This is a genomic window from Dryocola boscaweniae (assembly GCF_025215095.1).
In the GTDB taxonomy this organism is placed as follows: domain Bacteria; phylum Pseudomonadota; class Gammaproteobacteria; order Enterobacterales; family Enterobacteriaceae; genus Dryocola; species Dryocola boscaweniae.
In genome coordinates, this window is sequence record NZ_JALHAP010000064.1 from 24,763 (window position 1) to 50,086 (window position 25,324).

Consider the following 25,324-nt stretch of genomic DNA (forward strand, 5'->3'; position numbering starts at 1 on the left):
ACGACAGCTAATCGCACTTAGCTACGGCTATTTACTTTTGCTGCTACCGCTGCCGTGGCTATTTTTGCCCCCTTTCTGGCCTGCTTCTGATGCACGCTGCGGGTCATTTTTAAAATTCCCGCCGCTGTGCTGGCCACCTTTACGACCTGCTTCTGATGCTCTTTCACGGTCTTCAGCGAAATTACCTGAACCACCACGATGGTTTGCCATTTCTAACCTCCAGATTGGTGAAATCAATAAGTCATCATTCTGCATTAAGTAAAAGAGTGATTCTTTCACCTCACGGCTTTTGGCTTGCGCCATCATCGTTGCCGCGTGAAATTAAGCTTAGTGCAGCGGGCGTAATTGACCAGTTAACCGTAATATTTTGCAACATGTAATCGCCAGAACGGGTGATTTTTTCGCGCTGCGATTCATAAGATATTCTTATATTTGGCAAAATATTTGCCAAACGAAACTGTGACCTAATGCTACATCCCGGGGCGTTCACCGCGGATTGTGATGAATCAAGGAAACGGCACTCTGGTTTGCACTCTGGGACACAGGGCATATCTTTAAAGGAGGGCAGCAAAACGCTGCGGTTTAATCCAGGAGTAAAGCAAGATGGCAAAAGTACTGGTGCTCTATTATTCCATGTATGGACATATCGAAACTATGGCTCACGCCGTGGCGGAAGGCGCCCAAAAGGTTGACGGCGCTGAGGTAGTGATAAAACGAGTACCGGAAACCATGCCGGGCGACGCCTTCTTAAAAGCCGGGGGCAAAACGCAAAACGCTCCGCAGGCCACGCCGCAGGAGCTGACGGAGTACGACGCCATCATTTTTGGTACCCCAACCCGCTTTGGCAATATGTCAGGGCAGATGCGCACTTTCCTCGATCAAACCGGCGGCCTGTGGGCATCCGGCGGACTTTACGGCAAGCTTGCCAGCGTGTTCAGTTCAACCGGCACCGGCGGCGGGCAGGAACACACGATTTCTTCAACATGGACTACGCTTGCACATCACGGGATGGTTATTGTCCCGATTGGCTATGCGGCGCAGGAGCTGTTTGATATTTCGCAGGTGCGCGGCGGCACGCCTTACGGCGCCACGACCATTGCCGGAGGCGATGGCTCTCGTCAGCCAAGCCCGGAAGAGCTGGCCATTGCTCGCTATCAGGGTGAATACGTCGCCGGTCTGGCAGTAAAACTTAACGGTTAATTTCTGGAGGAGCACATGCCAACTCAAGAATCCAAAGCACATCACGTCGGTGAATGGGCAAGTTTACGTAACACTTCACCTGAGATAGCGGAAGCTATTTTTGAAGTGGCTAAATATGACGAAAAGCTCGCAGAAAAAATCTGGGAAGAAGGCAGCGACGAAGTGCTGCTCAAGGCGTTTGAGAAAACCGACAAAGACTCGCTGTTCTGGGGAGAGCAAACCATAGAGCGCAAAAACGTTTAGATTGTTCAAAAAGCCCCCGCCACGGCGGGGGCTTTTTGCTTTATTTGCCCGCCACCGTTTTGTCTAACACTTCGGTAAATTTATCCCACGGACAAAAACCGTTCGCATCAATCGGGCAGCCGTTGAGCTGCAGCGTTACGCGCTGCGGCGGCTGTTGCAGGCTCAGCACCTCGCCGTTCCTTAACTGCTCGCTGCTCTGATAGACGTACTCGACTTTCATTAATTCGCGATTGGCCTTGCTGTCATGCCAGCGCTGGAACATGATTTTGCCGCCGATAGGCGTACGCTCGTTCTGCTTCGGCAACTGATACTCTTTAAAATCCAGCGCGGTCAGTAGAGAGGCGATGTTGGAATCATGCCCCACCAGCAGGGTGATTTTCGGCGCCTTTTCCTCGCTACCCGCCAGCACTTTTTGAATGTATTTCACCAGCGGCGCGGATACGTTGCGCGCAACTTCAGGCGAGGTGAACAACGTGTCCTGATAGCCGTTTTTCAACTGCGACAGCACGCGCCACTGCTGCTCGGTTTTGATCTGCCCCCAGGCGACCTGGTCGAGCGGGAAGCCCTCGTAGTATTGCAGCGTAAAAGCATCCACCAGCGAGTTACCCACTTTTAGCGGCCCGCTTACGCCCGGCTCCTCGGTCGCGTTGGCGCTGAATTTATCCTTCGACGCGGTTAAATCGCACTGCTGTTTTTCTTTGCAGGTGGGCGAATCGCTAAACGCCGTCACCTGCTCAAGCAGTTTATAACTGTCGTCGAGTTTATAGTGCTCGCGCTGGGCCTCCATCGCTTTCACCGCCGCCTGCTGGAATTCTGGCGAATCATTAGTGATAACCGGGTTAAACGTCGGGTCCATGGTGCCCATTTTATCCTGATGATGGACAGGCACGTCGCAGCCTGGGAAAGCGCCGGTGATAAAGAACTGCGCGGTCGCTACGGTTCGTTGCAGGCTATTAGCGTAGGCGTAAACGCTTTGCGGAGTCGGACATTCGCCGCTTTTCACCAGCCCCTGCTCCGCCAGCCATTCACGCAGATAGTGCCCCATGTAGATTTCCAGCACGCCACCTTTAGTGGTTAGCTGCCCGCCAGGCACGTCCCATTCAGGCCAGGATTGCGCGGTGGATTGCTCAAGCACGCTGCCGTTATTCGCCAGCGGCGCGCGCAGGTTGTGGCGGCTCATCAACAGAACCTGCTGAAGTTGATAACCTTCCAGAGCAGCTTCGGCATTCGCCATTCCCGGTGCAAAACAGGCCACGGCCAGCAATGAGGCGACGATTTTCTTATTCATTCCTTATTCCTCAAGAGGTTATTGCAGCAAAAGCGCCGAGGAATAGTGTGGCAGAAAAACCGTCATGCACCCGGTAACAGGATCGCAAAATGGCAGATTAGTGATCCTGTGCGCTAAAAAATGGCGGATTTCGTTGCCTGGAGGTTCAATCGACGATCTTTTGGGAGGCGGTTGAGGAGTTGATTATGCATTACGGACAATTAAAAGAGCCTCGCTGAACGGATGCCCGGTTAATGAAGATTATTAATAAAATACGAGCCTCACAGAAAGTCTCGAATCAGGCTGCGGACATTACATTTCCGGGCATTCCACTTTGCCGATAGCATCCCAGTAATTTTGAGTATTGTTGCGCTCGATTGCCACAGTAGCTTCGCGGACATGGCGCTGATTGTCTTCTGAAGACAATATGCTGTTTGCCCAGGCGGTATCTGTCATCCCTTTTGGCTGATGGCAGACTTTTTTCAGCTCGGTCATGACCTGCTGTTTATGCTGCTCAAACTGTAACGACTGAAACGCAGACTCAGCGGCTGCGCTGGCAGAAGCCGTCAGGCAGATCAGCAAGGGAAGAATTTTGGTCAGAGCCATTGGGATTTCCTTAAGGCGCAACGCTGTGAAAGATGATTTAACTATATGTTCCCGCCTGGTAATGCGCAAATAACCCCGCCGGGAGTAAATTTGCCCTTTCGCGAAGAAAGATACGACTATTTTTTATTGCCGAAGCTTGAGCCGAAAGGTATTCGAACGCCATTCGTTATTGTCCTCAGGTGCTTTTATTTCTGCGTTGTCAGTAAGGCGATAAGGACTTACAGCCCGGCCCCGACGTTGAAATAAAGCGCTTGTTCGTTATCGCTAAAAGCGATGTCAACGCCAGTATGCAGGCCAAACTGACGCGCGACCAGGTAGCGGAATCCTCCGCCCCAGGCGACCTCGGTTTGCTGATAGAGATCTTCTTGCTCTTTGCTGGCGCTCCCCGCCCCGACAAATCCCTGCAACGTCCAGCGCGGCGTCATCTGCCACTCTAGCTGCGTTTGCACCGTGCTGACATAGTCTGCCTGATAACGATAACGCGAGATGCCGCGTAACTGGATATAGGGCCGTGCCATCGGCGGCAGATGGCTGCTTTGATGCGAAAGCGACTGGTAATTCCCTGCCAGAGCCAGAGTGAAATCGTTACCTAACGGGTGAAAATACTTGCCGTTAAGCGTCAGGAGATTGTAACGATAATCGCCGCCCAGAAAGCTGGTGTAAAACTGGTATTCACCGGTGACGGACAGCCCACGGCGAGGATAAAAGAAATTATCCGTCGTATCGTATTCCATCAGCAGCCCGACGCCTGATGTGGCGCTTTTCTCCCCGAGCACGCGCTGTAACGCGCGGTTGATAAAGGGATTATCGGCAGAAATTTCCATGCTGGCGTAAAACTGCGAACCGCCGACAAAGAACGGCGTATCGGCCACCCGAAACAGCAGCTTTTGCATCCCGCCGTACCCTTTCGTTTGCGTGCTCACGCCCTTCCCCCGGTCGAACCCCGAAATATCGCCAGAATAGATATCAAGATTGATATCGGCATAACCGAGTGCGGCAAGGTAACGGATGCCGTCGTTATTCCAGGTATGACGATGCCCGCCGCCGACAAACCAGGTGCCATTTTGGGTTGCTCCTCCGCCAAACGCCGTCATGGCGGGTGGAATGGTCCTGCCATCATGGCGGGATTTGGCTGCCAGGCTGTCGGGCGAATCATGTAAGAAAAGGCCAACTACCCCACCGCCGTAGCCGACCGCGGGTTCCGTAATCACAACGGGGACAGGTAAAAAGCCGTAACGATTGTCGCTAAGGTCATCGCTCATATCAAACTGCCCCGTATCGTCAGCAAGCCCGGCAGCGCTGGCTGACAGTGGCTGCAACCCCAGAATTAAAAGCGCAACCCATGAACCGGCTGGTGACTTCATGGTTGTTTATCGGGGGGGACGGCCGGCGCTGCAAACCAGTTGTCTCGCGTCACCATTACGGCGTTTTCCGGCTGGTTAACAAAGTTTGGCGACATAATCTGCACGTTAAATTCGTTAAACACGTCCTGAATATGACTGTGCAGTTCACTTTTTACGCTGGCGAGCGACTCTCCTGCGCGCAGCCTGACCTGCAATTCATAAGCGATATACCAGTCCATCAGATTAAGCTGGCGCACCAGCGGCGATGTCCCCGGCTCAATTCCTTTCGTGCGGCTGGCGGCCAGTTCCAGCATGGCGTGAACCTGCCGCCAGGGCGTATCGTAGCCGATGGTTACGCTGGTGGTCAGATTCACGCCGCCGCCGGGATTCTGCGCGCTGAGATTGGTGATTTTGCCGCTGACCACTACGGCGTTGGGTACGGTCACCACGTAGCTTTCTCGCGTAAGAATCTTAGTGGCAAGCATGCCCACTTCGCTCACCAGGCCTTCGTTATCGCCGATGCGTATAACGTCACCTTTGCGTAACGCACGCGAATAAATCAACACCAGCCCGCTCATCGCATGGTTCATCACTCCTGCCGAGCCGAGCGTTAACATCAGGCCGAAAAATACGCTGATGCCTTTAAACGCCAACGAATTCGCGCCGGGTAAAAACGGGTAAGCGGCGGAAAGAGCAAACAGCCAAACCATGACCGAAATAAGTTTACGCGTAGCGCCGACGGTTTCCGGGTGCAGGCCCGGCATCTGCAACTTGCCCTGCTCGACGCGCTTTAACAGCATCTTCAGCAGCTTGAGAATAAAAGCGGTGAGTAAAAAGATAATGGCGACAATTAATAATCCGGGAAACGCCGAAGCAATTGAAAGCGCGATTTTTTGCAGCAGGTTTATCGACCAGGAACCCAGAGACTCTCCCCAGACTCGCGTCCAGGGATAAAGGCGAAAAAGCCAGCTAAGCCAGATATAAAACGCCGTTATGCCCAGCAAAACCATCAGCAATCCAAACAGATAAACCTCGAGCGCGCCAAATACCTCGCGCCAGCGTTGGGGAATTAACCTGCGATTCTGCGCCCGCTCGGTTTGAAAATACTGTTTAAACTTTTGCCAGCATTTAAAAGCGCCATAAAACAACAGCAACAGCACACAGGTGCCCGCCAGCATTTTTGCCGTGGCGATGAGTAAATAAGAAGAAGAATACTGATCCATTAAAGACGTGCGCTGCGCGTTTAATCTCGCCAACACCCGCTGCGCCGCCTGGTCGAGCGTCAGATCGTCGCCTTCATCCAAATCGCCCTGCATCAGCAACATGACAGGTTTATCGTTAATGGAAAATAGTCGTCCTTGCTGGTTATATCGCTTAATGTTGATGATTTTTACCGGCTGGCGAATATCCTCTTCGGTCAGGGAACGCAGGGTATTTCTGATGCGTAAAACGCGCTCTTCAGGCGTCGTCATGCCGAATTTCGCCTGCAGCATAACGATTGGCTGATGAAAAATATAAACCGTACGGGCTTTATCCTGTTCGGAAGGCAACTGACGCGGTTCGGCGGCATACAGCGCTACAGAGGAACACACAGACATCCATGCTAAAAAAAATATCAGCAGCCTTTTCATATGCGTTACCCGGGGAATAATGAGATTTGTTTTATTATTCAATCACGCACGAGCGTGAGAACGTTTAAACATCTGCTTTGAGCATAGAGCAACCTTAAGCATATTCAAGGCACGCTACTCTCTTTTAAGGAGTTGATATTCTTAGCAGACGATAAATTTTTTATTTCTGGTTCTGTTTGTTAAATCAGTTGCCTGGCGCCTCTCCGGTTAAGGCTTGATCGTGCGTAGAATTGACCACTTTGATGCTGTAAAAAAATCATTTAATGCTCGGAAATTCCTTCTCTTCAGCAAATTATTCCCCATGCTGCGGGGGTAATCACGTTCGTAATAAATTCATAAAAGGATTTTTCCTTAATACTATATTCACCTCTTTTTTTTAAAAAAACTTTTCTTTCAATAAGTTATTAAAGGGAAGCGAACTAATCATCCAAAATCTTATTGGCTGCGCTTTAATTTTGAGCTTTTACTGGTAATTCAAAATGTAATAGCTAATTTCAGCTCTTTACTATAATCACTGGGTCCCTCAAATGAACGGAGTCCCAAAGATGCTTAACAATGTCCCTTTTAAAAGGACAATGCTGGCCAGCATGCTTACCTTGATGACTGGCGCCGTGTCCGCTGTTAACGCTGCTCCTGCTACACCCCCGCTTGCTAACACGCAGAATCAGGATGCCTCCCAGCCGAATCAGGATGCTTCCAAACCTAATATCGTGGTGATTTTTGGCGATGATATTGGTTACTGGAATTTAAGTACTTATAACCAGGGCATGATGGGTTATAAAACGCCGAACATTGACAGTATTGCTAATGAAGGCGCCAAATTTACCTCCTATTACGCGGAACAAAGTTCTACAGCGGGCCGCTCTTCGTTCATTACCGGGCAAATGCCGTTCCGTACCGGGATGAGTAAAGTCGGTATGCCGGGCGCGCCGCAGGGCCTGCAAAAAGAAGACCCGACTATCGCGAATATCCTCAAACAGCTTGGCTACGCCACCGGGCAGTTTGGTAAAAACCACCTCGGCGACCGCGATGAATTCCTGCCAACCGCGCACGGTTTTGATGAGTTCCTCGGCAATCTTTATCACCTGAATGCGGAAGAAGAACCGGAAAACCCGGACTACCCGAAAGATCCTGAATTCCGTAAACAATTTGGCCCACGCGGCGTGATTAAGAGCAGCGCGGACGGCAAAATTGAAGACACCGGCCCGCTTACGGTCAAACGTATGGGCACCGTTGACGAAGAAACGCTCGCCGCCAACAACGACTTTATGGAACGCCAGACCAAAGCCGGTAAGCCATTCTTTACCTGGTTTAACACCACGCGTATGCACAATAAAACCCACCTCAAGGATGCCAGCATTGGCGTAACCGGACTCGGGACTTATGCAGACGGCATGGTTGAGCATGACAAGATGGTCGGCGAGGTGCTTAAGAAAATTAAAGATCTCGGCATCGAAGATAACACCATCGTGCTCTACACCACCGATAACGGCCCGATGACGGCAACCTGGCCTGATGGTGGCATCACACCGTTCCGCGGTGAGAAAAATACCAACTGGGAAGGCGGTTTCCGCGTACCGGCAATGATCAAGTGGCCGGGCCATATCAAACCGGGCACCCTGATTAACGATATTTTCGGCAGTAACGACTGGTTCCCGACGCTTGTCGCGGCAGCCGGCGTGCCGGACATCAAAGAACAGCTATTGAAAGGCTACAAAACGCCGTCAATCACCTACAAAGTGCATCTGGACGGTTACAACCAGCTCGACTTCATTCAGGGCAAAGGCGAAGACCCGCGTAAAGAGTTCTTCTACTGGAGCGATGACGGCGACCTGCTGGCGATGCGTTACGGCCGCTGGAAAGCGCACTTCATGATTCAGGAGCACACCGGACTCGATCTGTGGCGCTACCCGTTCGTGAAACTGCGTGCGCCGATGATCTTCGATCTTGAAGTAGATCCGCTGGAGAAAGGTTCCGACGGGATGGGCTACCAGAGCTGGTTCTACGACCGCATGTTCCTGATGGGCGGCGCGCAGAAATACGTCACTGAGATGCTGGCCACCTTTAAAGAGTTCCCACCGCGTCAGAAACCCGGCTCGTTCACCGTTTCCGACGCTGCTGCGATGATCGAAGAAGGCTCCAACATCAACAAATAATGACCGTTTATGGTCCGTACGCCGGGTGGATACCCACCCGGTTTTTTAGGGGTTCGCCATGAAATACAGCACAACATTGCCGGTCAGAGCATTACCGTCAGCAGAAAAATATGATGGCAAAGGCCCCGAATATAAACGCCGTTTTCACGTAATGGCCAAGCCTACCGGCTCAACCTGTAATCTTGATTGTTCCTACTGTTTTTATCTGCATAAAGAAGAGCTGCTGCATCAGGACCGCCACACCGGCATGAGCGATGAGGTGCTGGAAAACTTTATTCGCCAGTACATCGACGGGCAGGACGGCGAGCAGGTGGTTTTCTCCTGGCAAGGCGGTGAACCGACCCTGATGGGGCTGGAGTTTTTCGAAAAAGTTATAAAATTCCAGAAGCAGTATCAAAAGCCCGGCCAGCGCGTCGAAAACGACTTACAAACCAACGGCGTGCTGATTAACGATAAATGGGCCGAATTTCTTAAAGAACACCGTTTTCTGGTGGGCCTGTCTATTGATGGCCCGCGAGAATTACATGACCGCTATCGTGTCACGCGCAGCGGCAAACCTACTTTCGACAAGGTGATGAAAGGCGTTGAAGCGCTTAAAAAATACAAAGTGCCTTTTAACGCGCTGGTCACCGTCAACCGCACCAATGCCCGTTTTCCGCTGGAAGTTTACCGTTTCGTTACCCGTGAACTGGGCGCAACCTACGTGCAGTTCAATCCGTGCGTTGAACCTGTGGATTTCAAAGTCACCGCTCCCCAGTTCTGGCGCGATGACACTATTCCGGTAACCGGTACAAGGCGTGCCCGACCGGGCGATCTGGACTCTATCGTCACCGACTGGTCCGTCGATCCCGACGACTGGGGCACCTTCCTGAAAGCCGTTTTCGAAGAATGGGTGAACAACGATTTAGGTCGCGTGCAGGTCAATCTTTTCGAAACCGCCGTGGCCCAGACGATGGGCATGCCTGCGCAGATTTGTACCGCATCGGAATTCTGCGGTAAGGGGCTGGCTGTAGAGAAAAACGGCGATATTTATTCGTGCGACCACTACGTCTACCCGGAATACCAGTTAGGCAACATCGAAGAGACGAAGCTTGCCCATATGGCGTTTTCCGAGCGCCAGAAAGCCTTCGGCATGGGCAAAAAAGAGACCCTGCCGACCTATTGTAAGCAGTGTCCGTACCTGAAGCTTTGCTGGGGAGAATGCCCGAAAAATCGCCTTGTCCGCACGCCGGACGGCGAGCCCGGACTTAACTATCTCTGCCCCGGCATCAAAGCCTTTTTCAATTACGCCGAACCGATTCTCGTCGGGATCGCCACTCTTTTGAAACGTGACTTTGCAGGATTGCGCAAATGAATAACACCGAGAAACTGCTTGCGCTTGAGCAGCGCATGAACGAACAGGTGCTGGGGCAGGAATCGCTGGTACGCATGCTGATTATCGCGCTGCTGTGCGACGGACACGTGCTGCTTGAAGGCTTGCCGGGACTGGCTAAAACCCGTGCGGTACGCGAACTGGCCCGTCACGTTGAGGGGGATTTTCGGCGCATCCAGTTCACGCCGGATCTTCTGCCTTCGGACATTACCGGCAGCGAAATTTACCAGCAGAACGCCACCCGGGAAGAAGATCAGTTCCGTTTTCGTCCCGGCCCGGTATTCGGCAACATCATTCTTGCCGATGAGATAAACCGCGCTTCGGCCCGCGTGCAATCGGCGCTGCTCGAAGCGATGGAAGAACGTCATGTCACCGTTGCCGGGAAGTCCTGGCCCCTGCCCGGCGTTTTTATGGTGCTGGCCACGCAAAACCCGGTCGATCAGGAAGGCACCTGGCCGTTGCCGGAAGCCCAGCTTGACCGCTTTTTGATGAAGATTCTGGTGGATTACCCGTCCAGAGAAAACGAGCAAAAAGTGATGCAGTTGGTTCGCGCCGAACAACAGCAAAAATACCGGGCAGATTCAATCGCAACCCCGGAACTGTCGCCTGAAACGCTGATGCTGTCGCAGCAGGAGATCGCAACCTGCTGGCAGGAAATTTCCGCGGTTTACGTTGCGCCGACCATTGAGAATTACATCGTCAACCTTGTGGAAATGACCCGCCATCCGCAGGGCGTAAGCGATCGGCTTGCAAGCTACATCACCTTTGGCGTCAGCCCTCGCGGCACGCTGGCGCTCGACAGATGCGGACGCGCGCTGGCCTGGCTTGAAGGCCGTGACGCAGTGCTGCCGGAAGACATTAAGCGAGTTGCGCCCGCCGTTCTGCGTCACCGCCTGATGCTGAGCTATCAGGCCAACGCGGACAACTGCTCTGCGGACGATGTGATTCGCATGCTGCTCGACGCGGTGGTGGCCTGATGGACGGCGCGTTGCAGGTCGATAAGAAAATGCTGATGGCGCTTGCGGGCGCGGCACGGCTGCTCTCAAACCCTCCGGGGCAAATTCCCCCGGGCGCGCTTGCGGGCGAGCGCGTCTCACGCCAGCAGGGCCGCGGCCTTAACTTTGACAGCCTTCGCCGCTATCAGCCCGGCGACGATGTTCGCCTGATTGACTGGCAGGCTACGGCACGCCTGCGCGCGCCGTGGATACGAATGTATAACGAAGAGCGCGAGCGGCCGGTTTTTCTTATCGTCGATCAGCGGCTGGATATGTTTTTTGCCACCCGCGGTCAGACCAAATCCGTCGCCGCCGCAAAAATTGCCGCCCTGCTCGCCTGGCGAAGCTGGCACGATGGCGATCGCATCGGCAGCGCCGTGTTTAGCGACACGGAATACAGCCTGCAAAAATGCCGCTCCCCGGCGAAAAACCTGCCTGCGGTGCTGGACGATGTGCTCACCTACAACCAACAACTGCCCGAGCGCTATCCCACGGAAACGTCTGCCAGCGTATCTCTGTCCTCGGTTTTGCAGCACGCGAGCCGGTTGATCCCCAGCGGAGCATGGGTGGCGCTGCTTAGCGATTTCCACGATCTGGATGCAGGTTCGGAAGCCCTGCTCGCCGCGCTGAAACGCCGATGTGAAATCAGCGCGTTTGTCATTCTTGACGATCTCCATCTCACGCTTCCCGCGCAGGGAAATCTGGCGGCCCGCTATCAGGGACACGAGGCGGCGTTTTCGTTATCGCCTGGATTAAAAGATGAAATCCAGCAAAGCATTACGGTTCGTCTGGGTCAGCAGAAGAACCGGCTCACACGGCTTGGCATCCGCGTAAATCATATTGTGGTCGCGCAGGATCTCATCAAGCAGTTACAAAAAGGAGTCTGAATGCTTGAGAAAGGATTTAGCGTGCCGGAGTTGCTGCAACCCGCACTGCCTCAGAGTCCCTCCTGGTTCCCGTTGCCTCCCGGCTGGTTTGTGCTGGCCGCCGTGCTGCTCATCGCCCTGCTCCTGTTCGTGTTGTTTCGCTTTGCGCGCAGGCGTCGCAACCTGTGGCGTCGCCAGGCGCAGGCGGCTCTGCAACAGCCGCACAGCGTTGATAGCTGGCTTGCGTTGATCAAACGCATTCTCCTCATGCATCAACCGCGCGCCGATGTCAGCCGCTTGCTCACGCCGGAACAGCTTCTTGAGCAGGTGAACATCGATAACGATTTGCGCCGCCAGCTCAGCGAAAAATATTGTCAGCCGGATAACCAGCTCGATGCCAGCCACAATGCACGCCTGAGTGCTCAATTAAAAAGCTGGCTGGAGAAACTGCCCTATGTCTGAGTTCCTGACCCGCGTCGATTTCGCCTGGCCCTGGGCGTGGCTGCTCATTTTTCTGCCGCTGCTTGCCCGTTATTTTCTTCCCCAGGATCGGCAGGTAAAAGAACAGGTGCGCGTGCCGTTTTTACCGGCGCTCATTGAAGAACTGAAACTCAACAGCCAGCCCGTGCGCAACAGCAAACTTTCCAGCGCCTTATTCTGGCTCATCTGGTTATTGCTGGTCATCGCCCTTTCTCGCCCGGAATACCTGACGCCGCCGCAGCATATTCAAAAGCCGATGCGCGATGTGGTGCTGATTCTGGATGTCTCAGGTTCGATGGCGAAAAATGATGTTCAGGGAGGGATGACCCGTTTGCAGGCCGTGCAGGCATCGGTGAGAAAATTTGTCGCCGCGCGAAAATCCGACCGCATTGGGCTGGTTATTTTTGCAAGCCAGGCCTGGCCGTTCGCGCCCATCAGCGAAGATAAACAGGCTTTGCAAACCCGTATTAACCAGCTTTCACCGGGCATGATCGGCGAACAAACCGCCATTGGCGATGCGCTCGGCGTAGGCGTGAAACTGCTCGACAGCAGCACGAACAAAGACGCCAGCAAGCTGGCGATTTTGCTTACTGACGGTAACGATACCGCCTCGCAGCTTGCCCCGCCGCTCGCGGCGCAACTGGCGGCGACGCATCACGTTCAGGTGCACACCATCGCCTTTGGCGATATCAACAGCACCGGCGATGACAAAGTTGATCTTTCCCTGATGCAGGACATCGCCCGCATTACCGGCGGCAAATCCTGGACTGCGGCAAATTCAGGCGCGTCGCTGGACAGCGTCTGGCAGGAAATCGACGCCATCACGCCGGTTCAGGTGAAAAGTATCGGCTGGTCCTGGCATCTTCCGCTCTTCCAGTGGCCGCTGCTCCTCGCGCTGGCGCTGCTGATATTGCTCACTGTGGGACGTTTTGTAAGGGAGAAAACGGCATGAGCGATTTCCATTTTGTTTATCCCTGGCGGCTGCTCGGCCTGCTGCTTTGCGCCCTGCTCTGGTTTGTCACAACCCGCAAGCGTAGCGCCTGGCACAGGATTATGGAAAAGCCCTTCGCGAAGGCGTTGATTATCGGCCAGCAAAAACGACTCACGCAGGTTTTGCCCTGGCTATGCGCGCTGGGCGTTTTTGCCCTTGCCGGTCCGACCTGGCAACGTGAACTGCCCGCAGCGCTGACGCAGCAGGGCAATATGATGATTGTTTTGCAACAGGACCCGGCGATGCTGGCGCAGGATCTTGCACCCAGCCGCCATCAACGGATGCAAAGCAAAATCATGGACTTAATGTCGCGTTCGCCGGGAACGCGTTTTGGCCTGGTGGTTTATAACGCGCAGGCCTGGCTGACTACGCCGCTAACGCTGGACCCGACGTTTTATTCGCTATTTTTACATGCTCAAACTCCGGAACTTCTGCCGCAAGGGGAAGGTTCAGGCCTGAAACAGGCCATCAATCTGGCGCTGAAAAATATGCCGGAAACGCCGCAGATGCCCCGCAATATTCTGCTGGTTGCCGATACCGTTTCACCGGCGGACGCAGGCTGGCTGGCGCAGCTTAAAGCGCCGGTTCAAATCTGGGTGCCCGGCACCGCGCGCGGCGGTGAATTACCCGAAGCTTACGCCCAGCGCGGGATTGATACCCGGCTTAACGTCGAGCGTTTTAGCAGCATCCGTGACGGCGGCATTCCCGTGACGCTGGTCACCAGCGATGACAGCGATTTATCGGTGATAGCCAGCCACATTCAGCAGTCGGTTGCCGCGCAAAATAACGCGCGCGGCGATTTGCACTGGAAAAATAGCGGCTACCTGCTGGTCATCCCGATGCTTCTTCTGTTGCTGTTGGGGCGAGCTCAGCTTATCTGCTGGCTGATTGTGCTGGTGCCGCTGCTCTGGCTGCCCCAAAGCCAGGCCGCCTGGCAGGATGCATGGATTAGCCCGGATATGCAGGGCCAGCTCGCCTTCAAAAAAGGCGACTACCAAAAAGCGGCGGAGCGTTTCCAGGACCCGCTCTGGCAGGGCATTGCTTATTACCGCGCGGGGGATTTTGTCTCCGCCGCTTCCGCATTCCGCCAGGCGCCGCAAACTGCTGAAACGCTGCTATGGACCGGCAACAGCTACGCGCAGCAAAAGCAGTGGCAGCAGGCGCTAAACAGCTATGACCGGGCGCTTAGCCTGCGCCCTGACTGGAAAATGGCCCAGCAAAACCGGGCGCGGATTGCCAGCATCATTATGGAACTGCGGCAGAAAGAACGCGACCGACAGGCGGCCCAGGGCAAAGAGCAGGATTATAAGCCTGACGAGATTAAACACGATTTGAAGAAAGATCAGGGCGTGAACCAGAAAGATATTCAGCCCGTCGCCAGCAGCAGCCCGCAGGTTAACCAGTGGTTTGAAAATCTGAACGTTTCACCCGCGGGCCTGCTGGAGAATCTCTATCGTTCGAATACGGAGGAGACGCCATGAAAGCCCTGCTGCTTCTCATCCTGCTGGCGGTCATTCCCGCCCGTGCGGCGATGGATATCACGCGCGAACTCGTCGCGCCGGACCAGGTGGTGCCGGGGCAACCATTGCGAATTGCCGTCACTTTCTGGACGGATAGCTGGTTTAACCCCCCACCGCAATGGCCTGATTTTAAAATAGAAAACGGCTCATTGCTTACCACGCCGCTGCCAAATCAGTTGCTGAGCCGCCAGAAAAACGGCATTAGCTGGAGCGGCGTGCGGCTGGAAAGACAGGTGATGGCCTGGGATCAGGGTTTATTGCGCCTGCCCGCCGTGGAAGTTACGTTATCGTCGCCCAACCAGGCGCCTGTCACCGTGCAGCTCCCTGAACTGGAAAAACCGGTGGCCTGGCCTGAAGGCGTTGAGCAACCGGATCGGTTCTTACCCGCCAGCAACCTTACTCTGAGCCAGAAAATCACCCAGTTTCACGCGGGCGACGACGGCAAGCTGCACGCGGGAGACGTGATTGAGCGAACCGTCACGGTTAAAGCCAGCGGCGTTCTGGCAAATCAAATTCCACAATTACTTTACGCCATTCCAGGCACTGACACGCAGCGGCTCACCCCGGTTAATACCCTGCTGAAATCAGGCCGGGGTGACGTTGAAGGCGCTTTGCGAGAAGAACGCCTGCGCTACCTGCCCTCGCAGGCGGGAACCGTTACCCTTCCGCCAGTAAAATTAAGATGGTGGGATACCGCTCGTCAGCAATGGCAAGTCGCAGAATTGCCGGGTTCTTCACTACAGGTTATGGCTGCGCGAGCCGCCGGCAGCGAAGCAGCTTTGCGCGGAACCACGGATGACGGGATATGGCGTATGGCCCTGCTTATCGGCGCGCTCGTTATCATTGCGCTGCTCATCTGGTTTACTCGCCGCCTGCTATGGCGCAGCCTTAAATACCTGCGTTATCTCTGGCGACGCTTCTGGGAACCTGTAGCGCTTCCCGAACTGACTCCCACCAAAAGGGGTGAACGATGAAATCTAAGATCTTAATCAGCGCCCTGTTGCTGAGCTATGTTTGCTCAGCCCAGGCCGACCCGCTTTCCGCCTGGAACGACAGCGCCTCTAAACAGGCCATTGAACAATGGGTGCAAAACGCGACTAACCAGGACCGTTCAACCTTTATTCCGCCAGACAAACGCTATGTGGTCTTTGATAACGACGGCACCCTGTGGCCAGAAGCGCCTTTAACGTTCCAGCTACGGTTCGCGGTCGACGAGATTAAACGCCTTGCGCCGGAACACCCTGAATGGAAGAACGATCCCGTAGTGAGCGCGGTACTAAAGGATGATTTCAGGACCGTCGCCCAGTCTGGCGAAAAAGGGTTGATGCAGCTTTTAGAACTGACGCACAGCAATATCACCACCGATGAGTTCGCGCAGCGCGTCAGCAACTGGGTAGACAGCCATCAGGATCAGCGGTTTGGCTGTCGTTACGACCAGATGGGCTATCAACCCATGCGACAACTCCTTGATTATCTTCGCGACAACGGCTTTAAAACGTGGATCATTTCCGGAGGCGGAATAGATTTTATGCGTGTGCTGGCGCAAAAGATGTACGGTATCCCTCCTGAGCAGGTTGTGGGCTCGTTCTCGCTAAGCGAGTTTTCGCTGACGGACAACGGCACGCAGTTGCGTAAGACCATGAAAGGCGCATTTAACGATGATGCTGCCGCCAAACCGGTGGCAATCCACTTGTTTATGGGCCAGCGTCCGGTTGCCGCTTTTGGCAACAGCGACGGCGATCTCGCCATGTTGCAGTACACCGCGGCGAATCCTGATTTCAGAACCTTTGGCCTGCTGGTGCACCATACGGACGCCGAGCGGGAATATGCTTATGACAGCCATCCACCGGCTAGCGGTAAGCTGATTGAAGGGCTAAAAATGGCGCAGGAAAAAGGCTGGACGGTAGTGGATATGAAGCAGGACTGGAAAACCGTTTTTGATCCGGCGTTGTGCAAGTAAGTATCTTTCAGCTATTTGTCATCAGTCTCACGGGCTCCGTGCCGGAGCCCGTTGTCGTATTACCGGGCGAGAATTCGCGCAATGCTGCTAAGCTGCTCCGCAATGGCCTGCAAATTCTGGCTTTTCTCCTGTTTCGGCCCTGTGGAGTTACGAATAACCAGCCGCGCGGGCAGAATAGAAGAGCTGCGTTCGCCGTCATTATGACTGCTGTCGAGAATGCGTCGCACGGCCTCTTTTCCCTGCAAATCTAAATCCAGTGACACGGTGGTCAGCGCCGGATGGAAGAAGGAACTTTCGTAGGTATCATCGTAGCCAATAACCGATTTTTCGCCGGGAATCGAGATTTGATGTTGATGAAACGCGCTCAGCACGCCCAGCGCCATCTGGTCGTTTGCCACTAAGACAGCGCTAAAATTCGGCGTTGATCGCAGCATTTGCAAGGCGCCTGCGTATCCGCTCTGGGCATCCCAGTTTCCCTTCACCACCGCAGCCGGTTGCAGGCCGTAACCGTCGAGCGTTTCTATCCAGCTTTTCAGACGCAGCTTCGCGGATACCGAGCTGTCCGGTCCCGAAAGCAAGGCTATTTCCCGGTGCCCCAGCTCATAAAGATACTTCACGCTCGAACGGGTTCCATCCGCCGGATTGAAGGAAACATTGAAGACAGAACTGTAGGGATCGACATCAAGGAACAGGCACTGAACGTTAGTGTTATCCGCGACGATTTTTTCAGCATATTCGGTCTCCAGCGGCACATTAATAATGACCTTATCAACTAGCTGTGACTTGAGTTCATTGATGGAATCCTTAATGCCATTGTGGACGTTCTCATCAATCATGGAAATCAGCACCTGGTAGTTCTCCAGATTCGCATAGCGTTTTACCGCAGCGGCCACCTGAGAAGGCGCATGCAGCGCAAGCGACGTCGTCACCAGTCCAATGGTTTTGCTCGTCTTTCCAACCAACTGCTGTGCGAGTCTGTTGGGCACATACCGCAATAACTCTATGGACTTCTCTACCTTACTACGCGTGGCTTCGGATACATTGGCTGACTTATTCAGTACCCTTGACACAGTCTGGTAAGAGACGCCCGCATGGTGAGCAACATCCTCTAACGTCGCGCTTTTAGACTTCATGGTCCGGTTCCTTATGTTGTTATGCGTTGATTTTAACAGGGGCCATTTAAAAAACGCACGCCATGATAAAAAACCGCAGCTATCACACCAATAAAGTATTACGTTCACATAAAAACAAATGTGAACAACCTCACCTGTCGTTACAAACAAGCCTGATTTATTTGCAGTTAATCACACATTGGAAATCATTTGTTTGCCTGATTTTACATTTAGGCATTTTATGACACCGCATTATGTGAACGTAATACAAAACAATAAGAGGATAACATGAAAACTACGCTACGCACTGTATCCGTTGCGTTAGCCGCTGCGCTGACCTCCCCCTCGCTTCTGGCTGCCGTTAACTCCATCGATTTCCATGGCTATCTGCGCTCCGGTATTGGTGTGTCGCGGGATGGAGGAATGGAGGAGTGGCAAAAGAATAAAGTCGGCCGTTTAGGTAACGAAGCTGACACTTACGGAGAACTGGAACTGGGCTCCGAGGTGTATAAGAAAAACGATGTCAGCTTTTACCTGGACAGCATGGTCAGTATGGTTTCAGACGGCTCAAACGACAGTGAAACCACCTTTGGCGACGACGCTGAATTTGGGCTGCGCCAGCTTAATTTGCAGATTAAAGGGCTAATCCCGGGCGATCCTGGCGCGGTGATTTGGGGCGGGAAACGCTACTATCAGCGTCACGATCTGCACATCATCGATACTAAATACTGGAATATCTCCGGTTCCGGCGCCGGCATTGAGAACTACAGCGTCGGGCCGGGCGCAGTCTCCTTTGCCTGGATTCGCGGTGACGCGAACGACGTTGACTACCGTGTCGACGGTGACAGCGATGTGAATATTAACTACCTCGATCTGCGTTATGCGGGCTGGAAGCCCTGGGCAGGCACCTGGACCGAGTTTGGCATCGACTACGCCATGCCTAACCCTACTAATAAACAAAAAGAGTATGGCGGACTTTACGATGCCGATAACGGCGTCATGCTGACCGGTGAAATTTCCCAGGATATGCTCGGCGGCTATAACAAACTGGTTTTGCAGTATGCAAACAAGGGGCTTGCACAGAACATGATTTCGCAGGGCGGAGGCTGGTATGACATGTGGAATTACGTCAACGACGCCACCGGTTACCGCGTTATTAACACAGGCCTTATTCCCATTACCGACAGATTCTCGTTTAACCACGTGCTGACTTACGGTTCAGCAGATGACATCACTGAGTACACCGACAAGTCGCGCATGGTTTCACTGGTTGGTCGCGCGCAATATCAGTTCACCGAATATGTACGTTTAATTGGTGAAGTGGGCGGTTTCTATCAGAAAGATACCTACAACAACGGCACGCACTATAAGCAAAGCGGTGAAAAATATACCGTGGCGTTAGGTCTCGCGGACGGTCCGGACTTTATGTCGCGCCCGGAACTGCGTGTTTTCGCTTCGTATCTTAACGATTCAGAAGACGGAAAATCTTTCCAGGACGGTACCGCGAGCGATACCTGGAATTTTGGCGTACAGGTTGAAGCCTGGTGGTAAGCACCACGGATTAAATTAAGTAAACAGTAATATCTTCTGTATATTTAGACGCACTATCTCCGGACTGGCATTTATTCCTGAAATTGAATAACTTCTTAATGCCATTGCTTTTGTTTTATTTTGGGATGACCTATTCCGGGTCATCCCATTTTTATTATTCAGCGTGAAGAGAAATGCTCTTCCAGTAATTTCCTTAGCGCATCTGATTGCTTGCCAAAAATAGCATGCACCTCCTGTCCCAGAATAATAACCCCAAGCGCCCCCTGCGCCTGTAATGCTTCGGAATTAACCAGCGCCAGGTTTTTAACCGTAACACGCAGGCGGGTAATACAGGCATCTACATGGTCAATATTTTGCTCACCGCCAAACGCGTTAATAAGCGTGGTAATTTGTTGTTGCTCCTGTTCGGTTAAGGTCACCGTTAGTTTGGGTTGGGAGAAATAATGCAGAAATGATTTTAAGCTCACCATAATTGTCTCCTGATAGTCGACGGATAAAAAAACGCCTGCTCGTCAGAACAGGCGTCAGGGTATTGCAATTATGCTTTACGTTTAACGACGCGGCAGTCGCACGGCATTAGCTGGAGCGCGCCGTTGATATCCTTACCGTTCAGCGCGTCGCTGTAGCCTTGCGGCAGAGTTACTATCTGCTGCTGGGCGGTGAAGTTCTGAATAAACACCCAGCATGATTCCCCGTCAGTTCGCGAAGCGGCGACGACGCCCGGTGGGAAATCCGCCTCGATGGCGCGCGGCAGTTTTAGTTCCTGGATGATGCCTGCGAAGAAGTCTCGCTGGAACGCAAGGTCGTTGCGCGACGCCACATACCAGGCTTTCCCCTGACCGAAGCGATTCACCGTGACCGCCGGGCGGCCGGCATAGAAATCGTCCCGGTAGGTCGCAAGAACCTGCGCACCTTCCGCATGGATCAGATCGCATAAATGGCGAACCTGATACGGCCCTTGTAATCCCGCCGCGTTCCCCGCAAGCCCCTGAATCAGATTGCGTTCGCCCTCGCCCAGACAGTCAATCTCTTCGGCCCAAATCCCCAACAGTTCGCGTAGCGGTCCCGGGAAGCCGCCAGGATGGCAGAGGTCGGATTCGTTGACGATCCCGCTCCAGTAGGTTGTAACGAACTGGCCGCCTGCGGCAACAAAGGCCTCGGCGCGTGCGGCAAAGCCCTCGCGCACCATATACAGCATTGGCGCGATTACTAATTGATAGCCGCTGAGATCGCAGTCAGCGTTGATAACATCTACCGCAACGCCCTTCTCCCAGAACGGACGATAGTGTTCGGCGACCGTTTTTTCGTACTCCATCCCCATATTGCGCGGGCCTTCGGCGTCGTCCATCGCCCAACGGTTTTCCCAGTCAAAAACAATAGCGACTTTTGCTTCAGTGCGGCAGCCCGCCACATCTTTAAGCTGGTTGAGCATCTCGCCAAGCTTTGTGACTTCACGCCCTACCCGGGTATCAATATGCCCCACGTGATCCACTACCGCGCCGTGGAATTTCTCCACTGAGCCACGGCTTTTGCGCCACTGGAAGTACTGCACCGAATCGGCGCCGTGCGCCACCGCCTGCAATGACGAAAGAATGTGCATGCCCGGTTTTTTCAGCTTGCTGGTAGGTTGCCAGTTGGTCACGCTGGGGGTCGATTCCATCAGTACAAACGGTTTGCCCCCTTTCAGGGTACGCATCAAATCGTGGTACATGGCGGTGTAGCAGGCGAGCGTGGTTTCATCTTTCTCGTGATGCCACATCGGGTAGCTATCCCAGGAGATGAAATCCAGCTCTTCGGCAAGCTGCCAGTAGTTGTAATCGTAGAAGTACTCCATAAAGTTCGTGGTGGCCGGTAGCTGCGGGTTCACGGCTTTAAGAGGAGCGATTTCATGGCGATAGAAATCCGTAACCTGCGCGGTATTAAACCGCCGCCAGTCAAGATTCAGACCATGAATGGAGACCTCTCCCTGCGGAGACGGGGACTGGATCTGCGACCAGTCGCTGTAGGTGTGGCTCCAGAAGGTGCTCCACCAGGCGTGGTTGAGATTGTCCAGCGTCTGATAACGCGCCTTCAGCCAGTCGCGGAAGCGTTCCTGGCAAAGGTCGCAGTGGCATTCGCCGCCGTATTCATTAGAAACATGCCAGCCGAGCACCGCCGGATGTTGTGAATAGCGTTCAGCCAACAGGCGGTTAATCTTCAGCGTTTTTTCCCGATAAACAGGAGAGCTCATACAGTGATTATGGCGCCCACCGTGCAGCGCCGGTACGCGGTCGCGTCCCACGCGCAGCACTTCCGGGTATTTCTGCGACATCCAGGCCGGACGCGCGCCGCTCGGCGTCGCCAGGAAAACATGAATGTCCGCCTGATAAAGCCTGTCCAGAATCGTATCCAGCCAGGCGAAATCAAATTCACCTTCGCGAGGTTCAAGTTTAGCCCAGCTAAAAATGCCGACCGACATGACATTACAATTTGCCTGCGACATCATGGAAATATCTTTATCAATAATACCGGGATAGGCTTCCCATTGTTCCGGATTATAGTCCGCGCCGTGCAAAAGCCCGGCTACCTTTGGACTTAAAGGCAGAAATTTTTTCATATTTACGGTCCTGAAAATAACGTCGAAAATTAATTAAAGACTTTTATCGATGGCAGCACTTTTCCCTGGCAGTTAAATAACGCCTGATTTTCACGTGCATTACCTTCTTTCCACGGGTCTTCGGTATATTTCATTCCAGCGGGCGTAGCCCAGGTATTTCCCGGCACCGCAATCCAGCTCGGCTCCCAGTAAAAAATACCTTTACCACGCTGGTTCGGCACATTAATAACCGCCTGCATTAAATCGTGGACATAATCATATTGTCCCTGCACGGTGGCTGGATAACCGCCGTCTTTCTCTTCTTTTTGCTGGAAACTATTTTCCGTGTTATCGCAATCTTCCAGCGTCCAGGCATAAGCCGCTTCAACCACAATAACGTCTTTGTTATAGCGCTCGCTGATATCATCCATATTGGCTTTTAAGGCGCTAATCGGGCCGTTCCAGTAGGTGTACATCGACAGGCCAATTACATCGAAGGGCACCTTGCGTTTGGTTATCTCATCAAACCACCAGCGGAAGGTGTCGTTCTTAGTGCCTTCGGCCAGATGCAGCATGATTTTCACCTGCTCTCCGGACTTGAGGTTTTCTCTCATACCGTTGATGGCGGCGTTCAACAAGCCGGCCAGCCGGTCAAACTCACCGCCGTCCTGCCCCCAGCTTTTGCCTTCGGGCCACAGCATGCCGCCGTTAATTTCATTACCAATTTGCACCATATCCGGCAGCGCCCCTTCCTGTTTGAAGCGGGCGATGATGTCGCGGGTATAGTCATGAATCGCGATTTTTAACTGCGGGTAGTCCATTTTTTGCCAGGCTTTCGGCTTAAACTGTTTACCCGGATCGGTCCAGAAGTCGCTGTAATGGAAGTCCAGCAGCAACTTCATTCCCTGCGCCTTAGCCCGTTTCGCCAGCGCCAGGGTAACGGCAAGATCGTTCTCCCCGCCGCCGTAGCTATTGCCCTGCTCATCTTTTGGATCAACCCACAGGCGCAGACGCACGTAGTTCACACCGTTCTCTTTCAGAATGACGAGCGCGTCTTTTTGCTGGTTATTAGCGTCATAAAATTTACCGCCGTGTTTTTCGACGTCCAGCAGCGTGGAGATGTCCGCCCCTTTGATAAAGTCGGCGGGCATTTTGTCGAAAGCGCGCGTTTTAAGGCTATCGGCGGCAAACAGGCTGGCGGAAAAACTGCATGCCAGACAAACAGCAAGCACCGTTGGTGTCACTCTTTTCATGGGATTATCCTTTCGTACTGCCAGAGGTGAGGCCGGAAACAAAGTATTTTTGTAATGCCAGATAGAAGACGGCCACCGGCACCGCAATCAGGACTGCGCCTGCGGCATAGGTGGTGTAGCTGGCGCCCATTTTTTGCGCCACCAGATTATACAGCCCGATGGGCAGCGTGTACTTGTCCGGGGTGCGCAGGATGGTGCTTGAGAGAATGAAATCCCCCAGCGGGCCGGTAAACGAGAACAGCGCCACCACCGCCACAATCGGCTTTGACAGCGGCATGATTATCTCGATGAATATACGGAAGTTACTGGCTCCGTCCATGCGAGCCGACTCGTCCAGATCCTTAGGAATGGCATCGAGATAGCCTTTCATCAGATAAGTGTTCATCGGGATCATGCCGGCAACATAAATCAGCACCAGCGCAAGATGGCTGTTGATAAGCCCCAGCAGTTGAGACAGAACGAAAATCGCAATCAGCGCCGAAAACTGCGGGATCATCTGCAGCAGCAGGAACAGCATCAGGCCGTTTTGCCGCCCTTTAAAGCGAAAGCGTGAGAAGGCATAGGCGGTGAAGCTCACGCTAATCAGCGTCAGGATCATGGTAAGGAAGCTGATTTTCATCGAATTCCAGTACCACGTCAGGTAATTGACCTGCCCGTTAAACAAGTCTGCATAGTGCTGAAACGAGAGGTTTTCCGGGATTATCGAGGTGCTCAGCAGGCTGTTGCCCGCGTTAAGCGATGCCCCTACGGTCCAGATAAGCGGATAGATAATGATTGCCGATACCGCCAGGATAACCATCCAGGAAAGAGAGAGGCGAATCCATTTATCACGTTTAATGCTTGGTGATTTAGCCATAATTCTCCCCTTATGCCATGTCATCATTTTTGAATGATTTCGTGGCGCGGAACTGCCACAACGCCAGGCCAACCACGAAGATCGACAGCAGGATGGTGATAGTTGCCGCAATGGCATATTGCGAAGATGACATCGTCAGCTTGTAGATCCACGAGACCAGGATGTCAGTGCCGCCTGCGTTCGATCCCACCACGGCCGGACCACCGTTGTTAAACAGATATATGATATTGAAATTATTAAAGTTAAATGTGTACTGCGTGATGATGATTGGCGCAATGGAGTAGAGCACCAGCGGCAGCGTAATAGTCCGCAGCTTCGTCCCGGTACTGGCACCGTCCATGGTGGCCGCCTCGTAGAGATCGTCAGGAATAGCCTGCAGTACACCGGTTGTCATCGCAAAGACAAACGGGAAGCCCAGCCAGGTTTGCATCAGGATTAGCGCAGTTTTGGTCCAGAACGGATCGGTCATCCACGCTTTCGGGCTGATGTTAAAGAAGGCCAGAATCGCATTATTGATAACCCCAAAGGTGTCATTAAACATCCCGGCGAATACGAGGATGGTCACGAAACCCGGAACCGCCCACGGCAGGATGAAGATGGTTCGAATCAGCGGCTTAAAGCGCAGATCTTTCTGATTAACCAGAATCGCCAGCATTACGCCAACGGTGCATTGCAGCGTTGTGGCAAGCAAGGTCCAGACCACCGTCCATTGCAGGACGTCAAAGAAGGTCGAGCGCCAGATAGACAGGGTGAAAATATTGACGAAGTTTTTAAACCCCACCCAGTCCACAAGCTTAGCGGGCGGCGTGTGGTAGAGGTTGTAGTTGGTAAAGGCGATGGCAAAACCGAACAGGATGGGGAAGATAACCACGAACACCAGCAAAATAAAGCCGGGAGTTATCATCAAATAAGGAAACCCTTCGCTCAGCAACAGTTGATACTGTTTGCGCACGCTGTTGAGCTGCTCGCCGTCGTCGCGCTTTTTACCGTTAATCCACGCGTCGCGCAGCGACAGATAATATACGCTGACGCCAAAGCCCATAATCAGCAGGCTGATGATGCCTTCCGCCAGTAAAAAGATTGAGTTATCTCGCGGCACTTCTTCACCAAGCGTATACAGCCCCCACAGGCCCTCACGCAGGAAATCAGTAAAAATGCCCATAAAGCTGCTCAGCAGCACCAGGAAGACTCCCCCTTTCAGCCACTGGCGGTGATAAAACTGACCAAACCCCGGCACGATAGCCAATAACAGGCCACACCAGGCGTGGCGGCCTGCGCTACGCGCTTTCGCAATATTTCCGCTGGGACTGATAATCACACATGACTCCTTCTGAAAACGGGAGGCCT

At 53.3% G+C, this 25,324-nt stretch carries 23 protein-coding genes; 12 read left to right on the forward strand and 11 right to left on the reverse strand.

From position 1 onward, the window contains the following. Window positions 1-27: 27 nt before the first annotated feature. Window positions 28-210: a con-10 family general stress protein gene (locus MUA00_RS00915; protein WP_121267345.1), complete on the reverse strand. Its 183-nt coding sequence runs from the start codon at window positions 208-210 to the stop codon at window positions 28-30. A gap of 393 nt (window positions 211-603) precedes the next feature. On the opposite strand from MUA00_RS00915, the gene wrbA reads away from it, so the two are divergent. Then, window positions 604-1,200, forward strand: a complete 597-nt coding sequence (gene wrbA, locus MUA00_RS00920; protein WP_271124968.1) for an NAD(P)H:quinone oxidoreductase — start codon at window positions 604-606, stop codon at window positions 1,198-1,200. A gap of 15 nt (window positions 1,201-1,215) precedes the next feature. Next, on the forward strand, window positions 1,216-1,443 hold the full coding sequence (locus MUA00_RS00925; RefSeq protein ID WP_121267343.1) for a YccJ family protein: 228 nt from the start codon (window positions 1,216-1,218) through the stop codon (window positions 1,441-1,443). 40 nt (window positions 1,444-1,483) lie between these two features. Here the strand turns inward: MUA00_RS00925 and agp are convergent, their stop codons facing one another. From agp to MUA00_RS00945, 4 genes are all read right to left on the reverse strand, one after another. After that, window positions 1,484-2,731, reverse strand: coding sequence for a bifunctional glucose-1-phosphatase/inositol phosphatase (gene agp, locus MUA00_RS00930; protein ID WP_271124969.1), 1,248 nt, complete (start codon window positions 2,729-2,731; stop codon window positions 1,484-1,486). A gap of 291 nt (window positions 2,732-3,022) precedes the next feature. Beyond that, complete coding sequence (locus MUA00_RS00935; protein ID WP_271124970.1) at window positions 3,023-3,316, reverse strand: YicS family protein; 294 nt, start codon at window positions 3,314-3,316, stop codon at window positions 3,023-3,025. A gap of 218 nt (window positions 3,317-3,534) precedes the next feature. Next, window positions 3,535-4,680, reverse strand: coding sequence for a BamA/TamA family outer membrane protein (locus tag MUA00_RS00940; RefSeq protein WP_271124971.1), 1,146 nt, complete (start codon window positions 4,678-4,680; stop codon window positions 3,535-3,537). Further along, the gene (locus MUA00_RS00945; RefSeq protein ID WP_408639681.1) at window positions 4,677-6,290 is read right to left on the reverse strand and encodes a mechanosensitive ion channel family protein; all 1,614 of its coding nucleotides are present in this window, start codon (window positions 6,288-6,290) and stop codon (window positions 4,677-4,679) included. Before MUA00_RS00945 ends, MUA00_RS00940 begins: the two co-directional genes overlap by 4 nt. Window positions 6,291-6,835: 545 nt before the next feature. On the opposite strand from MUA00_RS00945, the gene MUA00_RS00950 reads away from it, so the two are divergent. From MUA00_RS00950 to MUA00_RS00990, 9 genes are read left to right on the forward strand one after another with little or no spacing between them, the layout of a single operon-like run. Beyond that, window positions 6,836-8,446 carry an arylsulfatase gene (locus tag MUA00_RS00950; protein WP_271124972.1) on the forward strand — a complete coding sequence of 537 codons (1,611 nt, stop codon included), beginning with the start codon at window positions 6,836-6,838 and terminating at the stop codon, window positions 8,444-8,446. Between the two features lie 58 nt (window positions 8,447-8,504). Beyond that, entirely contained in the window at window positions 8,505-9,800 is a 1,296-nt protein-coding gene (locus MUA00_RS00955; protein WP_271124973.1) for an anaerobic sulfatase maturase, read from the forward strand. Then, complete coding sequence (locus MUA00_RS00960) at window positions 9,797-10,795, forward strand: AAA family ATPase (protein WP_271124974.1); 999 nt, start codon at window positions 9,797-9,799, stop codon at window positions 10,793-10,795. The genes MUA00_RS00955 and MUA00_RS00960 overlap by 4 nt, the downstream gene beginning before the upstream one ends. Further along, the gene (locus tag MUA00_RS00965) at window positions 10,795-11,700 is read left to right on the forward strand and encodes a DUF58 domain-containing protein (protein ID WP_271124975.1); all 906 of its coding nucleotides are present in this window, start codon (window positions 10,795-10,797) and stop codon (window positions 11,698-11,700) included. The genes MUA00_RS00960 and MUA00_RS00965 overlap by 1 nt, the downstream gene beginning before the upstream one ends. Then, window positions 11,701-12,141, forward strand: a complete 441-nt coding sequence (locus MUA00_RS00970) for a DUF4381 family protein (RefSeq protein ID WP_271124976.1) — start codon at window positions 11,701-11,703, stop codon at window positions 12,139-12,141. Further along, window positions 12,134-13,111: a vWA domain-containing protein gene (locus MUA00_RS00975; protein WP_271124977.1), complete on the forward strand. Its 978-nt coding sequence runs from the start codon at window positions 12,134-12,136 to the stop codon at window positions 13,109-13,111. Before MUA00_RS00970 ends, MUA00_RS00975 begins: the two co-directional genes overlap by 8 nt. After that, a complete protein-coding gene (locus MUA00_RS00980) occupies window positions 13,108-14,631 on the forward strand; it encodes a vWA domain-containing protein (protein ID WP_271124978.1) in 1,524 nt (507 codons plus the stop codon). The genes MUA00_RS00975 and MUA00_RS00980 overlap by 4 nt, the downstream gene beginning before the upstream one ends. Further along, the gene (locus MUA00_RS00985) at window positions 14,628-15,644 is read left to right on the forward strand and encodes an oxygen tolerance domain protein (RefSeq protein WP_271124979.1); all 1,017 of its coding nucleotides are present in this window, start codon (window positions 14,628-14,630) and stop codon (window positions 15,642-15,644) included. Before MUA00_RS00980 ends, MUA00_RS00985 begins: the two co-directional genes overlap by 4 nt. Continuing rightward, window positions 15,641-16,630, forward strand: coding sequence for an HAD family hydrolase (locus MUA00_RS00990; RefSeq protein ID WP_271124980.1), 990 nt, complete (start codon window positions 15,641-15,643; stop codon window positions 16,628-16,630). The genes MUA00_RS00985 and MUA00_RS00990 overlap by 4 nt, the downstream gene beginning before the upstream one ends. A 59-nt stretch (window positions 16,631-16,689) precedes the next feature. Here the strand turns inward: MUA00_RS00990 and MUA00_RS00995 are convergent, their stop codons facing one another. Further along, window positions 16,690-17,763, reverse strand: a complete 1,074-nt coding sequence (locus MUA00_RS00995) for a LacI family DNA-binding transcriptional regulator (protein ID WP_271124981.1) — start codon at window positions 17,761-17,763, stop codon at window positions 16,690-16,692. 267 nt (window positions 17,764-18,030) lie between these two features. Here MUA00_RS00995 and MUA00_RS01000 point away from each other — a divergent pair, with 267 nt between their 5' ends. Further along, a complete protein-coding gene (locus tag MUA00_RS01000; RefSeq protein ID WP_271124982.1) occupies window positions 18,031-19,293 on the forward strand; it encodes a maltoporin in 1,263 nt (420 codons plus the stop codon). A 158-nt stretch (window positions 19,294-19,451) separates the two neighbouring features. On the opposite strand, the gene MUA00_RS01005 is transcribed toward MUA00_RS01000, so the two are convergent. The 5 genes from MUA00_RS01005 to MUA00_RS01025 form a co-directional block, all read right to left on the reverse strand. Further along, complete coding sequence (locus tag MUA00_RS01005; RefSeq protein WP_271124983.1) at window positions 19,452-19,763, reverse strand: glucose PTS transporter subunit EIIB; 312 nt, start codon at window positions 19,761-19,763, stop codon at window positions 19,452-19,454. 68 nt (window positions 19,764-19,831) lie between these two features. Beyond that, window positions 19,832-21,889, reverse strand: a complete 2,058-nt coding sequence (locus MUA00_RS01010; protein WP_271124984.1) for a beta-galactosidase — start codon at window positions 21,887-21,889, stop codon at window positions 19,832-19,834. 29 nt (window positions 21,890-21,918) lie between these two features. Then, on the reverse strand, window positions 21,919-23,121 hold the full coding sequence (locus MUA00_RS01015) for a glycoside hydrolase family 53 protein (RefSeq protein WP_271124985.1): 1,203 nt from the start codon (window positions 23,119-23,121) through the stop codon (window positions 21,919-21,921). A gap of 4 nt (window positions 23,122-23,125) precedes the next feature. Beyond that, window positions 23,126-23,977, reverse strand: coding sequence for a sugar ABC transporter permease (locus MUA00_RS01020; protein WP_271124986.1), 852 nt, complete (start codon window positions 23,975-23,977; stop codon window positions 23,126-23,128). A gap of 10 nt (window positions 23,978-23,987) precedes the next feature. After that, window positions 23,988-25,295, reverse strand: coding sequence for a carbohydrate ABC transporter permease (locus tag MUA00_RS01025; protein ID WP_271124987.1), 1,308 nt, complete (start codon window positions 25,293-25,295; stop codon window positions 23,988-23,990). Between the last annotated feature and the right edge of the window lie 29 nt (window positions 25,296-25,324).